The organism is Baaleninema simplex PCC 7105, assembly GCF_000332355.1.
Lineage (GTDB): Bacteria > Cyanobacteriota > Cyanobacteriia > Cyanobacteriales > Geitlerinemataceae > Baaleninema > Baaleninema simplex.
In genome coordinates, this window is sequence record NZ_KB235960.1 from 210,626 (window position 1) to 226,644 (window position 16,019).

Below are 16,019 nucleotides of genomic sequence, written 5' to 3' on the forward strand. Positions count from 1 at the left end.
GGGAAGGGGGGATAGGGGGCTAGGGGGGATGAGATTTTTTGAAACCCAGCTTATCGGAAACCGATGGAGTCTCAAAACTGATAGCTGCGATCGCGTATCCACAAACTAACGGGAACGGCGCGAGCGCCATCGTCGATTTTAACTTCGACCACGAAGGCTTCGGGAGCTTCTTGCTGGATTTGTCGGATGGTGGCGTTGATTTCCTCGCGACGGTGTTCGGGCATATAGTACGTTTCGAGTCCGTAGGTAATTCGATCGCGACGGTATTGTCCCCGCAAAGCGATTTGCTCCCCAGAGAGGGTTTCGGGGCGTTCCTCACTCACGCGCACGGGAACCCAAGGACGCGGCGGTTGCGATGGCGATGGCGACGTCGGTTGTGAAGGTAACGGTTCTGGAGGCTCCAACACCACGTAAAAATCGTAAGAATCGCCCCATCGGTAATCTGCGAACACGCGATCGCCCCCCGGCAAGCTTTTCAAGGTTTCAAGTTGAGAAATGTCGTAGCGCAGAGTTTGATAATACCCGCGCATGACATCGTAGGGATCGATCGGTGCCGTTTGCAGCACCACGCGCGTCCCATAAGCCATCGTATAGGCGTCGCGGGCGGGAACGACCAGAATTAACAGCGTTTGCAGAGCTAGGGGAATCCCCAACCGCCACCAGGAAATCTTGGGCTTGGGCGGCGACGAGGGTTGAGATTGCGTGTCGGGAACGACAGTTGAAGATTGAGGTTTCACGAGGTTTTCTCCGGTAAGGTATCAGAACGAGACGCGTTGCGCTCGAGTTGCACGTTGCGCTCGAACCACAGTCCGGCGGCGATGACGCCGAGTCCGCATCCCGCAAACACGAAGGATTTCAACAAAAGACCCGTATCGTACTCCAACATCCGCGTGACGATTCCCACGACGAGCAGCACCATCCCGCCCCAAAAGGTGCGGCGACTAGCAAAGCCCAACCCGTCGCGAACGGCACTGATGGCGAGGAAAAACAGTAAAACGTTGAAGATTAATGGAGCGAGAACGGGCAGCGGTTTCAGGTGTAAATGAACGTACGTCGTTACGCCGCTGGCGAGGAGCATTAAGGCGACGATTCCCGTGTTGAGCGATCGCGCTTGGAACGGCTGAAAACGAGCGGGGCGATCGAACAGTCTCACCCACAACCACAGCGTCACGGCTGCGACGATTAAACTGTCGATGGCGACGTGACGTCCCAACTCCGGTCGAAAGCCAACATCGGCGAGTTCGAAATAGATCCAGGTGTTGAACGACAGAACGTAGAAGGCGCTGGCTGTCGCGATAACGGCGAGGCTACGGGCGATCGCATCGAAGGCGGGACTCTGCAACCGACGCGGGGGACGCACGCTGTAAGCCCACAACAACGCTGGTGGCAGAACGATCGCCGCTTCGATACCCCAACCGCCTAAAAACGCAATGTTGCTGAAGACCGCACCGGACACTAACACGCCCGTCAGTCCGAAAGCAATGTTGGAACGACAGCGACAGGCGAGGGGAACCCACAACAGGAGCGCGAGGGTGGGAGTATGGAGAGCGGCGAAATGCCACAGGTTAAAGTCTCTGGCCTCTGCCGCGTCGAAGATACCGGGAACGTAAGCAATACTGAGTAGTAAGGAGGAGAGAATCGCTAAAGCGGGCAAGGACAAACTGGCCGCCATCAGCCACACCCCGAAGCTCCAAGCAAAGAAGAGTTGGTACAGCGGCCCGCTTTGGTGGAACATTTGGGACACTAAGGCTAAGTTTGCCCCCAGAACCAATCCCCCGAAGAGCAGCAAGGCCGCACCGAGTTTGTGGGTTCCACCGCGATCGCGCGATCGCCACAGGTAAAACCCCACGGCGTTGATGACGACGAACAGCGTTAATAAGAGTGTCAGCTTGACCTCGCGCGACCATACCATCCAGTTGGCGGCGACGAAGCTGATAACCCCCAAACCCAGGAGGATGCCACCCAAACCGATGAGGATCGTCGTGAAGCGACTGCGAGCTTCTGATTCGAGTTCTGAAAACCGATAGCGATCGGACAGCTTACCGTATAGTTCGGCGTCGATCGTCCCGTCTTTCCACCACTGCTCGGCTTCTTGGCGCAGTTGGCGGCGAAATTTTTCCGAAGTCACGGGATGCTAACTCCCCCATCTACGATTTGTTTTTACCATAGCGGCGCGATCGTCAGTGCGTCAGAAGAGAGTAGACATTTCGTCCGCTGGTTCTCAGATGGGGTGATGAGAAGATGATGAGATGAGAAATCGTAGGGTGCTGTGACGCGGGCGCCAAAAGGTGGCCGAAATCCGGTTAATGGGATATCACCGCGTCACGCACCGCTTTTACAGTCAACAGCGAGCAGTTATCGTAGGGTGCTGTGACGCGGGCGCCAAAAGGTGGCCGAAATCCGGTTAATGGGATATCACCGCGTCACGCACCGCTTTTACAGTCAACTGTGACGCGGGCGCCAAAAGGTGGCCGAAATCCGGTTAATGGGATATCACCGCGTCACGCACCGCTTTTACTCTACACTCTTAACTCTTCCCTGAAAGAGGCGCACCGCCCCCACAGGAACTCTTAAGCTCCCAAGAGTTTGTTTTCGTTTTCGTCCACGCGGGGCAAACCGTAACTGTAGTTGTTAACGCGGTTGTTGAGGTTGTAGCTGACTTGACCCTTAAAGAGCATCGATCGCACGAAATGCTCTAAATCCGAGCCGATGCGTCGGAGGTTGTATTCAGTTAACTCTTCGCCGTCGTAGGACGCCACGAGTTCCTCAAACTTCTTGTAAACGGCGTTTAACGCCTCGTCGTTCCAGACCAGTTCGTTATCAGGATCGACATCGAGGGTTAAAACGTTATTGTTCGTAACCAAGTCTTTTTCTTCAACTTCGGCGGTGAAAATACGAATGTGGCGTGTTGTCGATTTGAGAAACATAGCTAAAAATTTAAGTCTCCGAAACAAACAGATAGGCGATCGATCGGGCCGGTGCGAGAACAGAGGGTTCGGGCAAACGGCACTCTCAACTTCATCATTATTGTAAAGCTGCGTTACATATTGGCTCAACCGCTGTCGGGTTCGCTGTCGCCGACCCTAACTTCATGCGATCGCGCCCCAAAGCGTCTATCAAGATCCGTCGCAGTACTCCGCCTATACCGCGAAGCGGTTAGGGGGTGGTGAAGCGGCGGTGAGTTGAGGTGCGTCCCCTGAACAATGCGATAGCGAGAGAAGGGGATAGCGCCGAAACGAGCAATCAAATATAATTGATAAGGTGGTAACACGCTGAAAACATACGGATAGCTCATCCAGTAGGCAGCCCAGAAGTAACGGTTAAGACACTGGCAACACGGACATCTCACGGTGGCGAACTCGGTTCGCCACCCGTGTCCTCCTGTATAGAGCATAAAGCCCAAAACCAAAAATCAGATCCGTCCGGCTTGGGGGCACCAAGTGGACGTAAAACAAAAAGCCTGTGGAATCGTTCTGGCGGGGACTTGAAGTTATCTGAGTTCAAGTCTAGTCAAGAGGTTGAGAAGCAGGAAATCCTTGGTGTGAACCAGGGAATCTCCCTGCATACCCGATAGGGTTGCTGGGAGAGGATGTCAACCTTGTAACTGAAGTGAGTCACTGAGCTAGAGTACTGAGGAAGTCGGTGTGAAAGATCCGTTCGTTCGGCAGTCTCATCGAGTCGACCCGGCCGATAACATCGTCCAACAAGCCCGCCAAGGTAGTATTGCAGCGATCGTACAGGTTCTCAACGACAACCTGACGGAGTCTGGCCTGCGAACGCGGGCGGTGTTTGCGGATGGATGGCTACAGCTCTTATGCGAATCTCCGAACGCCGATCGCATCGAACCAGAGGAGGTCGTCGAACAAGTTCGCACTCTCCTCGAAGAAATTTCACCGCGCAACATTCGCCGAGTCAACCTCAATTGTCGCATCGCGCGGGAAGAACAACTGCTCTGGCTCGAGGAGATCGAACGCGACCCGGAAAAACAGCTATTGTGGTCGCAACAGCTCGTGTTACGCCGACCGAATCCGATCGCACAGCTTGTTGACAGTCTGAAATCGACTCGAGGACGCCGAAAAGTAGCGCTTCCGAAAAAGCTTCCCGTTTCGATGCCGACGCGACCGCGCGATCGCCTGCAACAAGGCTTGATTTTTGGCTTCGTGGTGAGCTTGCTCCTCGTGTTCGGGTTGAACTGGCTGTACCAGCGGACGCGATCGACCGCCTCAGATCCTCCCGAAACGACTTCCCCAACGCCTACACCATCGCCAACAGTTCCCGCACCGCCCGATCCGTTTACGCAAGCGGTTCGTCTGGCCGAGCAAGCTTCGATCGACGGTCAAACGGCGGCGACTCGGGCTGAATGGCTCGATTTGGCGGCGAAATGGCAACGAGCGGCGGATTTGATGGCGCAGGTTCCCTCAGACGACCCTCGCTATACGACGGCGGCCGATCGCGTTGAAGTGTACCGCCAAAACAGTCGCGTGGCTCAACAACAGGCCGAGCAAACCCCCCAGTAAGCTCGCGATCGAGATTTTACGGGAAAATACTATTGACTTTTTTGTCGTTCTGTGGTAAAAGAGCGCTACATCGCCCGTTTGTTCGCTTCGATCGCCTCGCTGTAGCGACCGAGTTTCTCCAAGGCGATGCCTTTATGAATCCAGGCATCTTTCGCCGACGGTTGCAGTTCCAACACTTTATCCCAACCGGCGTTGGCATCTTCCCACCGTTGCAGTTGTTGCAGCGCTAAGGTGCGCGTCCACAGCAGCAGCAAATCGTTCGGATATTTTTCCAAGCCGCGATCGCAACTGGTCACGGTCTCGTCGAACTGCCCCAACTCCCGTAAAATACGGCTGCGTTGCTGCCAAACCTTGAGGCGATCGGCGTCGGCGTCGAGGGCGCGATCGAGGAATTTCAACGCGGCGTGAAGGTTTCCCCCATCGTACTGCTGGAGGGCTTGGCGATATAACGTATCGACTCGCTCGGGATCGTCGGCCGCCGCTGGGGTTTCCGATTCCTTCGCCTTCGTCGGTTCGGCTGGAGGGGCGTCGGTTGCGGCCGCATCCAACCCGAGGGCGCGATTGTTGGCTTCGATCGCCTCTTCGTAACGGCCTAACTTTTGCAGGGCGACTCCCTTATTAATCCACGCATCGCGGAAATAGGGATCGAGTTCGAGGGCTTTGTCCCAACTTTCAACCGCTTCGTCCCATCGTTCCATCGCCCCGAAGGCCACGCCGCGACGGAACCAAATTTGAGCGTCGTTGCGATCGAGATCGAGCGCCTTATCCCAGACGGCCAGCGCCTCCTCCCAACGTCCTAAATCCAATCCCAACGCCACACCTTTGTTAATCCACGTTTGAATATCTTTCGGATTGAGTTCTAAAGCTTTATCCCAACTGGCGAGGGCGGCTTCGAGCTGTTTTAGCTCCTGTTGCAGATCTCCCAAATGTCCCCAAACATCGGCATTTTCCGGATCGAGCGCCGCTGCCTTTTCGTAGGCGGCCAGGGCTTCGGACGAGCGTTTGAGTTCGGCCAGAGCGTCGCCGCGACCGATCCAGGCGCGAATCAGGTTGTTATCTAACGCCAACGCGCGATCGAAGGCCAGCAAAGCAGCATCGAAGCGATCGCCTTTTAACTGCTCTTTTCCACGAGAGATCCAGCGGCGAGCTTCCTCGTCCGGAGATTCTCCCCGCGTGGCGGGTGTAGGGGAAGGCGTCGTCACTCGAGGGTCTGGGGAAACCTCCTCCGAGCGATCGGAGCGTTCGGGTTCGGCGGGACGAGACCGTTCGGGTTCGCTGGAACGAGCGAGCAACTGGTGTCCGATGTTTCCCGCCAACAACGCGACGGGTCGAGAACTGCGATCGCTCAACTGCACCATCCGACGCCCCAACTCCACTTGAGGCGTTTCGTCCTGAGTCCGAGCGTTTCCGAACTGGCGCAACCACGCCATCCAGCGATCTTCCGACGCGCGATCGGCCAGCGCGTCAAAGAAGCGATCGATCTTCACCCGATCCCATCCTTGACTGACACCGTCGAGAAGCTGCAAGAAATAAAACTCGCATTCCGCATCGCTCAAAGGCGTTTGACCGAGGGCGTCGCGGTCTGCCTGTTGGGGAGCGCTTCCCCCGAACAGCCGCCGAAAAAAGTTCGCTATCGCCTGTACGATCCGCCTAAGCATTCGCCGTCCCTATCCTTATAATTCGACAAATTCGACGTTTTCGATTGTACGTCTTCCGCTCTCTGTTGTGGACGCACCCTTAGAGAATGGGAGGGAGACAAGGGAGACAAGGAAGATACACCTCATCACCTCATCTCCCCATCACCTCTCATCTCCCCATCACAACTTCGTACCGCATTCAGGACAGAAGTGGTTAGTCGAAGCGTTTTTCGCGCCGCAGTGGGGGCAGTACATCAACTCGACCGCTCGATCGAGAAATGTTCGTTCGGGCAATCCCAACATTTGCGAGTTGCTCTTACCCGGTGCCACCATCGGATAGCAGTTTTCCGTTTTGTGAACGCGAACGTCGAGAACCACCGGGCCGTCGTGAGCCAGCATTTCCGCGATCGCGCCTTCGAGTTCGTCGCGATGCTCGATCGCGATGCCCTTGAGACCGTAGGCACGGCACAGCAACTCGATATCGGGCATTCCCACTTCCAAATTAGAAGACGAATAGCGCTCTTCATAGAAAGTTTGCTGCCACTGACGCACCATGCCCTGCCAACCGTTGTTGATAATTACGGTCTTCACGTTAATACCGTATTGAGCGATGGTACCGAGTTCTTGCAAGTTCATTTGGAAGCTGCCGTCACCGCTAATGCAAATGACTTCACGATCGGGTAAGGCCACCTTCGCGCCCATCGCAGCCGGAACGCCGTATCCCATCGTCCCCAACCCCGCGCTGGAAATCCACTGACGGGGACCGTTTTTCAGGAACTGCGCCGCCCACATTTGATGTTGTCCCACGTCAGTCGTGTAGTAGGCATCCGATGCTTGACGGGCGAGTTCGACGATAACCTCTTGCGGGGCGAGAATGTCGTCGTAACGAGGCACGGTCAGGGGATAATCGGAGCGCCATCGGTCGATGCGATCGCGCCAGGCTTGAGTTTGACTGGGATCGCTGGCCACGCCCAACTCTTTGAGGCGGCGCAACACATCCAGCAGCACTTGGCGCACGTCTCCGACGATCGGCACGTTGGGGGCGCGGTTTTTACCCACTTCGGCCGGGTCGATGTCGATGTGAACGACTTTGGCGCGAGAGGCGAACTCGTCGAGTTTTCCGGTGACGCGATCGTCGAAGCGAGCGCCGATGGCCAGCAACAAGTCGCACTCGCTCACGGCAAAGTTCGCGTAAGCCGTGCCGTGCATTCCCAACATTCCCACAGACAAGGGGTGCTGTTCGTCAAAGGCTCCTTTCCCCATTAACGTCGTGGTGACGGGAATTTGGAAATATTCGGCCAGTTCCAACAGTTCGGCGTGGGCCCCGGCTGCGATCGCGCCACCGCCAACGTACATCAAGGGGCGTTCGGCATTGCGAATCAGGGCGATCGCCTGTTCGATCTGACGGGGGTTGCCCTTGACGGTGGGGCGATATCCCGGCAGCTTCAACGAACCGGGTTCGATGGGAACGTAATCGCACTCGGCCAGTCCCACGTCTTTCGGCACGTCGATCAACACCGGCCCGGGGCGACCCGTACTGGCGATGTGGAAGGCTTCGGCCACGATCCGCGCCATATCAGCCGGATCGCGCACCACGTAAGAATGTTTGACGACGGGCAGCGTAATGCCAAAAATATCAGTTTCTTGGAAGGCATCGGTGCCGATGGCGTTGCGCGGCACTTGTCCGGTGACGACCACCATTGGAATCGAGTCCATGTGGGCGGTAGCAATCCCCGTCACCAGGTTGGTCGCACCCGGCCCCGAGGTTCCGAAGCAGACCCCCACTTGACCCGTGGCGCGGGCGTAACCGTCGGCGGCGTGGGCAGCGCCTTGTTCGTGGCGCACCAGGATATGCTGTATGTCTCCTGCCGCTTCAAAGCGGTAGAGTTCGTCGTAGATGGGAAGGATCGCACCACCGGGATAACCGAAAATATGTCGAACGCCGTGGCGCTTTAAACTATCAATTAAGGCATACGCGCCCGTGACGCGCTTGACAGCCACTCTTTGCAATTGCACGACAGGAACCTCTCGAAATACTCGAAAAACGGATGAATACAATAACAGTTTATTGACATCCTCCCGGCGCTAACGCTTCACGTATAGCGCGGGATTCCTAAACCGTTCGGCTGACGCTCACGGCGAAGCCTCACGATTTAGGTTCCTGCTTCTTTCCCCTTCGACTACCCTTCGACAAGCTCAGGGCGGTGCGCTCAGGGGTTTTTCGCAGTTGCTCTCCAGAACGATGTCTTTCAAGTCTTACACTCGCTCCACAGGAGGACACGGGTGGCGAACTCGGTTCGCCACCGTGAGATGTCCGTGCTGTAACGGTGTGTCCCACCGCCAAGAGATTCTTTGCGGCGTTGATGTCCCTATCGTGAACCGTCCTACATTTCGGACAAGTCCACTCTCTGACACTCAACGGCATCGAATCAGCTTTGTGTCCACAACTCGAACACAACTTACTACTCGGAAACCATTTATCTACCTTGACGAGAGTTCGTCCGTACCACTGGCATTTATAGTCCAGTTGGTTAACAAACTCTCCCCACGCACAATCACAGATGTGTTTGGAAAGTTTGGGATTTCTCACCATCCCTTTAACCGACAAGTCTTCCACCACGATGGTTTGGTTTTCGCGCACCAAGCGGGTTGTCAGTTTGTGCAGGTAGTCGCTCCGAGAATCTTTAATTTGTTCGTGAATTTTGGCAACCTTACAACGCGCTTTCTCTCGATTTCGAGAACCCTTCATCTTGCGAGACAAGGCTTTCTGGGCGCGTCTCAAGCGTCTGTAGTGCTTCGTCAAATGGCGGGGATTCTCCACTTTTTCACCGTCGGAAGTGATGGCAAGATGAGTGATACCCAAATCGACACCGATGCTTTTCTCGGACTGGGGAAGCGGTTTGATGGTATTGTCATCTACCAAGATAGAGATGTGCCAACGTCCCGAGGGAGAGAGTCGTACCGTGACGGTAGAGGGTTCTGCTCCTTTAGGGAGTTGACGACTCCATCGGATGTCGAGCGGAACTTGACATTTTGCCAAATACAGAGAACCGTCTCGCCAACGAAACGCCGATCTAGTGAAAGAAGCACTCCCCCCATTCCGTTTCTTCTTGAAACGGGGATACTGAGTGCGTCCGGCGAAAAAGTTGGCATATCCCTTATCGAGATGGCGCAATCCTTCTTGAAGCGGGACAGCCGAGACTTCCCCAAGAAACTGCAACTCCTCTTCTTTTTTCCATTTCGTCAACATCTTCGAGGTTTCGCGATATCCCACTTTCTCCTGTCGCTCTTTCCACGCCTGCGATCTCGCTGCCAACGCTTTGTTGTAGACGAGCCGCACGCACCCTACCGTCCGCCGCAAGAGGGACTCTTGCTCAGGAGTGGGATAAAAGCGGTATCGAAACGCTTGAAGTGTCATTTAGACGGTTTAGCTATTACTGTTTATTTTACCCGAAACCGAGGACTCGGCTATCCCGGCCGCCGCTGATGCTTTGCATACAGCGCGGGTCTTCCCGCCGAGGGAGCTAACGTCAAGTTCGACGTTCGACGGACATTTAAGATAAATTCAAGTTTATCGGGAATCTCGATAAAATAACAACGAATGTCTTTTTTGAGTTGAAGAATTTAAATAATGAGCGATCGAACGTCCGAACCGACGGGAAAGCGCCCTCGTGCCGCTCGCAACCTCAGTGAAGAAAAATATCAGCGTTTGGTTGCCGAGGCTAAAGCCCCCTATCGGGGTTTGCGCCTGTTCGTGTACTTCGCCTTCGCTGCGTCGGGAGTTATCGGGGCGGTGGTATTCTTGGCGCGTTCGCTGACGGGGCGCGACCTGAGTTCGGATTTGCCCAATTTCGCTCTACAGTTAGGGGTGATTGCCTTGATGGTGTGGTTGGTTCGCCTCGAAACGCGATCGCGGACGAGAGGGGGAGAGTAAGGAGCAAGGGAGAGGGGGAGAAGGGTAAAACTCGAACCCTCGATTTGGTGAGGGGTTCCTCGCCAGTTCCTCAAATTGATACGTTTATCAGTTTCTTGGGTTGGAAAAACGATCGCCTATGTGGTCAGGGTTGCGTCGAAAAAGGTTGCTGTGGTTGAGTTTGAGCGTGGTGGCATCCCTGGCGATGGCGTCGGTCGTCGTGCGCGAAGGGATCGGGGCTTATGTGGTTCAAGACGACGCGCGACAGCACGTTTTTTGGATGCAGCGATTTAGCGATCGCGACTTGTTCCCCAACGATCTCATCGCTGATTATTTTCAATCGGTCGCCCCGGCTGGATATACGGCATTGTACCGTGCCGCGTCGATGTTGGGACTCGATCCGTTCAGTTTCAACAAACTCTTACCGCCGATTTTAGCGGTCGTCGCTACGGTGTTTGCGTTCGGCGCGACGGTACAGTTGTTTCCCGTACCTTGGGCGGGATTCTGTACGGCTATAATTTTCAACCTCAGTCTGTGGATGAAGGACGATTTGGTGTCGGGAACGCCGAGAGCGTTTGTTTATCCGTTGTTGACGGCATTTTTATATTTTCTGCTGCGGCGAAAAACTTGGAGCGTCGCGCTTTCTGTTGTCGCCACTGGGTTGTTTTACCCGCAATACGTCCTCGTGGAAGCGGGAGTTTTGGCGTTGTACGGCGTCGAGTTTCCTCGGTTTCGCCTTCGTCGGTCTGCGATCGCCCTAGCCCTCGTCGGCTGTATGGCGGCGGTTTTGGTTCTGTTACCGTTCGTGTTCGCGACGAACGAGTTCGGCCCGGTCGTTACGTTGCAACAGGCGCAGCAGTCGGCGGATTTTTATCCGAAGGGGCGCAGTGCGTTTTTTTATTCGGATAGTTTCTATTTTTGGTTGAGTGGTGATCGCAGTGGTTTGTTGCCGGGACGAACGCCGTTAGTGTTGTGGATTGGAGCGTTATTTCCTGTATTTTTGAAATTCAAAAAACAATTTTTTGATGTTAGAAAACTGCGCCAATCTCAAGTATTTCTGCAATTGCTTGTTTCTGCATTGTCGTGGTTTTTATTAGCACATTTATTTTTATTTAAACTGCATCTTCCTAGTCGATATACTCACCATAGTTTTCGTGTTTTGTTCGCTATCGCCTCGGGAATTACCATCGTTATTTTAGTCCGAGAAATTTGGCGGCGATCGCTTCAATTTAAGGAAGTTTATCGAATTTTGGGGCAAACGATCTCCGTCGCTTTGCTTTTTTCAGTTCTCGCCTCTCCGCTCTGGCTGTCAGATTCCTTCCGAACCGCCTATCACGAAGCGCCTGAAGTGGAACTGTACGATTTTTTTAAGACGACGCCGAAAGATAGTGTCGTGGCAGGAATTGATGGAGAAGTTAATAATATTCCAACGTTTTCTCAACGTTCGATTTTGGTGGGAATGGAATATGCAATTCCCTATCATCTCGGCTATTATGAAACTATCAATAAACGAGCGATCGACCTCATTCGCGCTCATTATAGTTCAAATTTAGATTTTATTCAAAAAATCGTAAAATCGTACGATATCGATTATTGGGTAGTTGCCAAAAACGATTTTTCGGAAGCGTATTTAGAACAAAATTATTGGCTCGAAAAAATTGAAGAGTCGAAAATGAAGGACGATCCGCTAGTTCGAGCAGTCGCAGACGTGTTTGAATCGGTGAAAGCGGGGCAAATGGTAGCGTTACAATCGCAGCTCGATCGCTGCTCGGTGTTTGAGTCGAATCGATTCGTGGTGTTGGAGGGCAATTGTATTGTAGGTAATTCACCACAGAGACACAGAGGACACGGAGAATTCTGAGAAATTTACGATAAATTGCGACTGGAGAAGTGTCGGGAGACAATCAAAACAATATCCACCACAGCGCCACTGCAACCGCTAAACCAACCATCCACCAGATGCGGGAGACGACTACCCACAACCAAAACCGAAAGCGCAAATCCCAGAGAAATCGCCAGCGTTGGCGGTTGTGGGAAGCAGGGTTACGTTTGTCGCTGTACCACTGTTGTTTTCGGTGAACCGAGCCGTGACAGCGGCGACACAGGGGAACCACATCCCAACCGGGAATTTCCCGTCCGGCGATTTTACCTCGGAAGTCGCGATAGCGGAGATGGTGGACGGCTTCGGCTTTGTGAAAGGGATTGAGAACGCAACGATCGCGGGCGAGTTCTCGGGTTTGGCGGGCGATCGTTTGCCATTTTCCAGTGTAACGGGCTTTAAATTTGTCGCGTCGGCGCGATTTCTTGGGTTGCGATCGAGACGGTCGGGTCATAGCTTTAGCATTATGCCGTTCGATGGCGCGATCGCCCAAGCTCGTCTCTCCTGACTCGGGCGAAACTCCTGCGTCCCGAAAACGTCTAAAAGATTAAGCTAAGTAGTAAAGGACGTGAGGAATCGATCGCTATGAGAATACAGAAATATGGCGCGATCGCCGCTCTGATGACGGTGTTTTTCTGGGAACTTCCCGCTCGAGCCGTCGATTATGACGACCTCGATCGCCTCTACCGAACGGGAAATTGCGTCCGCTGCGACTTGCGCCGGGCGAATTTGGAAGAGGCCGATTTACGCAACGCCGATTTGCGAGAGGCCGATTTACGAGGCGCAAACTTGGAAGACGCCAACCTACGGGGTGCGAACCTACGGGATGCGAACCTACGGGATGCAGACGTGCGCGGGGCGGATTTTCGCAACGCCGAGTTACGGGGAATTCGCCTCGACGGGGCGCGAACTCGCGATGCTCGAGGTTTGGGACGGTATATCGATGACGACGACGACGACGATTATACGTCGAGTCGCGCTCGGGCTGCGGTGAACCGACTCTATCAAGAGGTGTTGGGACGCGACGCAGATTCGAGAGGGTTGCGCGAGTACGCTAGGGAATTAGAACGCGGAATGGCCTTGAGCGAAATTCGGGAAGATTTAGCCCGCAGTGAGGAAGCTCGCGATCGCATCCGTCAAATGTATCGGGAAATTTTAGGGCGAGACGCCGATCGCGACGGGTTGCGTCACTACCGCGAACGGCTCATCGACGGTTGGAGTCTCGATCGCGTTCGTCAGGATCTCGCCGACAGCGATGAAGCTCGCGATCGAGGTCGCCGTCGTTAACTGTTGTTGCGAACCGATCGCCATGCGATCGCGCTACTCTAAAAAAAACGCAATCTGACGAAATTGAAAACCCATGCGACTATTACACACGATGCTCCGAGTCGGCAACCTCGAAGAGTCTCTTAAGTTTTACGGCGACGTATTGGGAATGAAACTCCTGCGTCAGAAAGACTATCCCGGCGGTGAGTTTACGTTGGCGTTCGTCGGTTACGGGGACGAATCCGACCATTCGGTTATCGAACTGACCTATAACTGGGGGGTTGACAGCTACGACATCGGCGACGGTTACGGTCACATCGCCCTCGGCGTAGACGATATTTATAAGACTTGCGACGCAATTAAAGACCGAGGCGGGAAAGTCGTACGGGAACCGGGGCCGATGAAACACGGTTCGACAGTCATCGCGTTTGTTGAAGATCCCACGGGTTATAAAATCGAACTCATTCAACTGGGAACGCAAGGTTCGGCGAAGCCAGAGTCTGAGAAGCAAGCGGCTACGGCTTGATTTTGGAGGGGAGCAAGGGAGAGGGGGAGAACAGATAATGTTTGGGTGCATCTCAAAAATGTAGATTCATCGAATTGGGCGCACTCAATTTCCAGATCCCCGGCATCTTGGAGATGCCGGGGATCTTATACCGGAAGTGCTAATCGGGAATTTTGCCACCCCAAACTGATGTTTTTGCAAAAGTGAGATGCACCCTAATGTTTCTCTCTCTTTTCTACTATTCTCAAATTTCTCCCTTTCCCCGTAGGTGTGTTTTGTGAAACGCACTTACGGGGATTTTCACTTAATCCAGACCTCGATATAGATCGGCGATCGCAAATTCTAAGTCAAGGCTCTTAAGGAAGACGCGATCGCCTGCTTTATAGACGACCGTTTCCCAAGTATTTTCAGAGGTGCGACGGCGACATTCGACGCACTGGCTCTCCTGGGAAATTAATACATATTCTTCTAAGGAGTCGAGCTTTCGATAATCGTTAAATTTTTCACCGAGATCGAAGGCTTGCGTGCTGGGTGAAAGGATTTCAGCAATGAGTTTGGGGTAGCGTTTGATGTAGCGATCGCTCCGATCCCGTAGGTCGCAGGTTACGAAAGCATCGGGATAATAGTAAAACTCGTCCTGGTAATTCACTTTGACGTTACCCGAATAAAATCGGCTATTGGTGGGATCGCTGAAGCGATCGTCAATGAACTTCAGGAAGTTGAACGTGATGCGATCGTGATTATCAGTACCGCCAGCCATCGCGTAAACTAAGCCACGCCGATATTCATGTCGAATCTGGCTCTGGCGCTCAATTTCAAGATATTCTTTTGGGTCGATGTAATGAGGAACGGCAATCATATATTTTTCTCTTATCTAAAGTGCAGCTAATTTCATTATAGAGGGAGCATCTCACTTTAGGTAAAACTATAGCAACCCTAAATTAGTTGTGTAACAAAATTGGGATAAAAAGGGAATCGGGAACAGGGAATCGGGAACAGGGAATCATATTTTTTCTGGTGTTTTAATTTTTGACGACTCATTTGGAACTGCTATATGAGTTTGGAGTAGGTTGAATTTAGGTGCATCTCAATGTATGTAAAAATATGAGTTTGAGGTAAGTTGGACTTCGGCAACGCTGCCGCCCATAGATGGAGCGATCGCGAAACCCAACAGCAGATCGATTCAGTGCAGAGACTCCGATCTGATAAATTTAGATTTTTGAGATGCACGGGTTGGCTCGAGCGATCGCGAAACCTAAAAGCAGCTAAATCGAAGACTCAAGCTTGTCTCCGATCGACAGAGCAGCTAGGATATTTTTAAGTCTGGAAGTCATACACAGCCAGAGCTAACTCTCTTCACTTAATTGGCGATCGCGATAGCAATCTAAGGAATCGAAAGCAGTTACGAAATTAACAAAAAAGTTAGTCAAAATAGTAATTGCGATTTTTTTAAGATCGATCGAAATTATTTTCTTACTTATTATTGTTAATCCAAAAATATAAAAAAAATTCAAATAATATATCTTCAATCTAACATTTAGAGTATAATAAAAACGTACATCAATTTGATATTTGAATGGAGTTTTTCATCAAAAAAGATCTCGTTTCCTATCTCAGCCAGTTCGTCACCGACGCTCGCTGGCAAAAAATGCAAGAGGTATTAAACCAGCGCACGCGACGGCTGACCGTGGTTCTCGAGGGAATTCACAAACCCCATAACGCCAGTGCTGTCTTACGCAGTTGCGACGGCTTTGGCATTCAAGACGTGCATATTGTCGAACGAGACACCGAATTCGATCCCAATCGCCAAGTGAGTATGGGGGCCGATCGCTGGTTGACGCTGCATCGCTACGACGACGTTCGGACGAACAATACCGCCGCCTGTCTCGATCGCCTCAAAGACAACGGCTATACCCTCGTCGCCACGACGCCGCACGATCCCGACACGACGATCGATCGCGTTCCCGTCACTGAAAAAACAGCCATTTTGTTCGGTTCGGAACTGCGCGGCTTGTCAGACTACGCTTGCCGCCACGCCGACATTCGAGCGAAAATCCCCATGTACGGATTTAGCGAAAGTTTCAATATTTCCGTCAGTGCAGCCCTGTCTTTATACGAACTGACAAAGCGACTGCGCGGCGAAACCGATAACTGGCAACTGGGCGATCGCGAACGCGTAGATTTACAACTGGCGTGGCTGCGTCAGTCGATTCGGGCGAGTTCCCAACTCGAAGAAGAATTTTTGACTGCACGGGCAAACTGTTGAATCGGGGCAAACCCCGGAATTTGGTGAACTTTTCTC

Annotated in this window: 14 protein-coding genes; 6 read left to right on the forward strand and 8 right to left on the reverse strand. The window is 53.0% G+C overall.

All coding sequences use genetic code 11. The features are described 5' to 3' along the window. Positions 1-71: 71 nt before the first annotated feature. The 3 genes from GEI7105_RS0124475 to GEI7105_RS0124485 all read right to left on the reverse strand — a co-directional run bounded on the left by GEI7105_RS0124475 (position 72) and on the right by GEI7105_RS0124485 (position 2,927). Positions 72-737: a GDYXXLXY domain-containing protein gene (locus GEI7105_RS0124475; protein WP_017663033.1), complete on the reverse strand. Its 666-nt coding sequence runs from the start codon at positions 735-737 to the stop codon at positions 72-74. Next, a complete protein-coding gene (locus tag GEI7105_RS0124480) occupies positions 734-2,128 on the reverse strand; it encodes a DUF2157 domain-containing protein (RefSeq protein WP_017663034.1) in 1,395 nt (464 codons plus the stop codon). The genes GEI7105_RS0124475 and GEI7105_RS0124480 overlap by 4 nt, the downstream gene beginning before the upstream one ends. Positions 2,129-2,570: 442 nt before the next feature. Further along, the gene (locus GEI7105_RS0124485; RefSeq protein ID WP_017663035.1) at positions 2,571-2,927 is read right to left on the reverse strand and encodes an NAD(P)H-quinone oxidoreductase subunit M; all 357 of its coding nucleotides are present in this window, start codon (positions 2,925-2,927) and stop codon (positions 2,571-2,573) included. 717 nt (positions 2,928-3,644) lie between these two features. Here GEI7105_RS0124485 and GEI7105_RS0124490 point away from each other — a divergent pair. Further along, positions 3,645-4,517: a hypothetical protein gene (locus GEI7105_RS0124490; protein ID WP_017663036.1), complete on the forward strand. Its 873-nt coding sequence runs from the start codon at positions 3,645-3,647 to the stop codon at positions 4,515-4,517. Between the two features lie 65 nt (positions 4,518-4,582). Here GEI7105_RS0124490 and GEI7105_RS0124495 read toward each other — a convergent pair whose 3' ends face one another. From GEI7105_RS0124495 to GEI7105_RS0124505, 3 genes are all read right to left on the reverse strand, one after another. After that, complete coding sequence (locus GEI7105_RS0124495) at positions 4,583-6,175, reverse strand: tetratricopeptide repeat protein (protein WP_017663037.1); 1,593 nt, start codon at positions 6,173-6,175, stop codon at positions 4,583-4,585. A 159-nt stretch (positions 6,176-6,334) separates the two neighbouring features. After that, the gene (gene ilvB / locus GEI7105_RS0124500) at positions 6,335-8,170 is read right to left on the reverse strand and encodes a biosynthetic-type acetolactate synthase large subunit (protein ID WP_026097936.1); all 1,836 of its coding nucleotides are present in this window, start codon (positions 8,168-8,170) and stop codon (positions 6,335-6,337) included. Positions 8,171-8,300: 130 nt separating this feature from the next. Then, positions 8,301-9,572 carry an RNA-guided endonuclease InsQ/TnpB family protein gene (locus GEI7105_RS0124505; RefSeq protein WP_017663039.1) on the reverse strand — a complete coding sequence of 424 codons (1,272 nt, stop codon included), beginning with the start codon at positions 9,570-9,572 and terminating at the stop codon, positions 8,301-8,303. A 213-nt stretch (positions 9,573-9,785) separates the two neighbouring features. On the opposite strand from GEI7105_RS0124505, the gene GEI7105_RS0124510 reads away from it, so the two are divergent. Both GEI7105_RS0124510 and GEI7105_RS0124515 read left to right on the forward strand, forming a co-directional pair. Continuing rightward, on the forward strand, positions 9,786-10,088 hold the full coding sequence (locus GEI7105_RS0124510; protein WP_017663040.1) for a DUF3493 domain-containing protein: 303 nt from the start codon (positions 9,786-9,788) through the stop codon (positions 10,086-10,088). 118 nt (positions 10,089-10,206) lie between these two features. Continuing rightward, positions 10,207-11,928, forward strand: a complete 1,722-nt coding sequence (locus GEI7105_RS0124515) for a hypothetical protein (RefSeq protein ID WP_017663041.1) — start codon at positions 10,207-10,209, stop codon at positions 11,926-11,928. 43 nt (positions 11,929-11,971) lie between these two features. On the opposite strand, the gene GEI7105_RS0124520 is transcribed toward GEI7105_RS0124515, so the two are convergent. Further along, positions 11,972-12,400 carry a hypothetical protein gene (locus GEI7105_RS0124520; protein WP_017663042.1) on the reverse strand — a complete coding sequence of 143 codons (429 nt, stop codon included), beginning with the start codon at positions 12,398-12,400 and terminating at the stop codon, positions 11,972-11,974. Between the two features lie 131 nt (positions 12,401-12,531). Here GEI7105_RS0124520 and GEI7105_RS38810 point away from each other — a divergent pair, with 131 nt between their 5' ends. Next, the gene (locus GEI7105_RS38810; RefSeq protein ID WP_158413262.1) at positions 12,532-13,233 is read left to right on the forward strand and encodes a pentapeptide repeat-containing protein; all 702 of its coding nucleotides are present in this window, start codon (positions 12,532-12,534) and stop codon (positions 13,231-13,233) included. 73 nt (positions 13,234-13,306) lie between these two features. After that, complete coding sequence (gene gloA / locus GEI7105_RS0124530) at positions 13,307-13,738, forward strand: lactoylglutathione lyase (RefSeq protein WP_026097937.1); 432 nt, start codon at positions 13,307-13,309, stop codon at positions 13,736-13,738. Positions 13,739-14,021: 283 nt separating this feature from the next. On the opposite strand, the gene GEI7105_RS0124535 is transcribed toward gloA, so the two are convergent. After that, positions 14,022-14,576: a Uma2 family endonuclease gene (locus tag GEI7105_RS0124535; protein WP_017663045.1), complete on the reverse strand. Its 555-nt coding sequence runs from the start codon at positions 14,574-14,576 to the stop codon at positions 14,022-14,024. 717 nt (positions 14,577-15,293) lie between these two features. Here GEI7105_RS0124535 and GEI7105_RS0124540 point away from each other — a divergent pair. After that, a complete protein-coding gene (locus GEI7105_RS0124540; protein WP_017663046.1) occupies positions 15,294-15,983 on the forward strand; it encodes a TrmH family RNA methyltransferase in 690 nt (229 codons plus the stop codon). Positions 15,984-16,019 lie beyond the last annotated feature (36 nt).

Excerpts from the sequence above, each read along its gene's own strand:
- GEI7105_RS0124485 (WP_017663035.1), bottom strand. The coding sequence starts at position 2,927 with ATGTTTCTCAAATCGACAACACGCCACATTCGTATTTTCACCGCCGAA.
- GEI7105_RS0124495 (WP_017663037.1), bottom strand. The coding sequence starts at position 6,175 with ATGCTTAGGCGGATCGTACAGGCGATAGCGAACTTTTTTCGGCGGCTG.
- GEI7105_RS0124505 (WP_017663039.1), bottom strand. The coding sequence starts at position 9,572 with ATGACACTTCAAGCGTTTCGATACCGCTTTTATCCCACTCCTGAGCAA.
- GEI7105_RS0124510 (WP_017663040.1), top strand. The coding sequence starts at position 9,786 with ATGAGCGATCGAACGTCCGAACCGACGGGAAAGCGCCCTCGTGCCGCT.
- GEI7105_RS0124515 (WP_017663041.1), top strand. The coding sequence starts at position 10,207 with ATGTGGTCAGGGTTGCGTCGAAAAAGGTTGCTGTGGTTGAGTTTGAGC.
- GEI7105_RS0124520 (WP_017663042.1), bottom strand. The coding sequence starts at position 12,400 with ATGACCCGACCGTCTCGATCGCAACCCAAGAAATCGCGCCGACGCGAC.
- GEI7105_RS38810 (WP_158413262.1), top strand. The coding sequence starts at position 12,532 with ATGAGAATACAGAAATATGGCGCGATCGCCGCTCTGATGACGGTGTTT.
- gloA (WP_026097937.1), top strand. The coding sequence starts at position 13,307 with ATGCGACTATTACACACGATGCTCCGAGTCGGCAACCTCGAAGAGTCT.
- GEI7105_RS0124535 (WP_017663045.1), bottom strand. The coding sequence starts at position 14,576 with ATGATTGCCGTTCCTCATTACATCGACCCAAAAGAATATCTTGAAATT.
- GEI7105_RS0124540 (WP_017663046.1), top strand. The coding sequence starts at position 15,294 with ATGGAGTTTTTCATCAAAAAAGATCTCGTTTCCTATCTCAGCCAGTTC.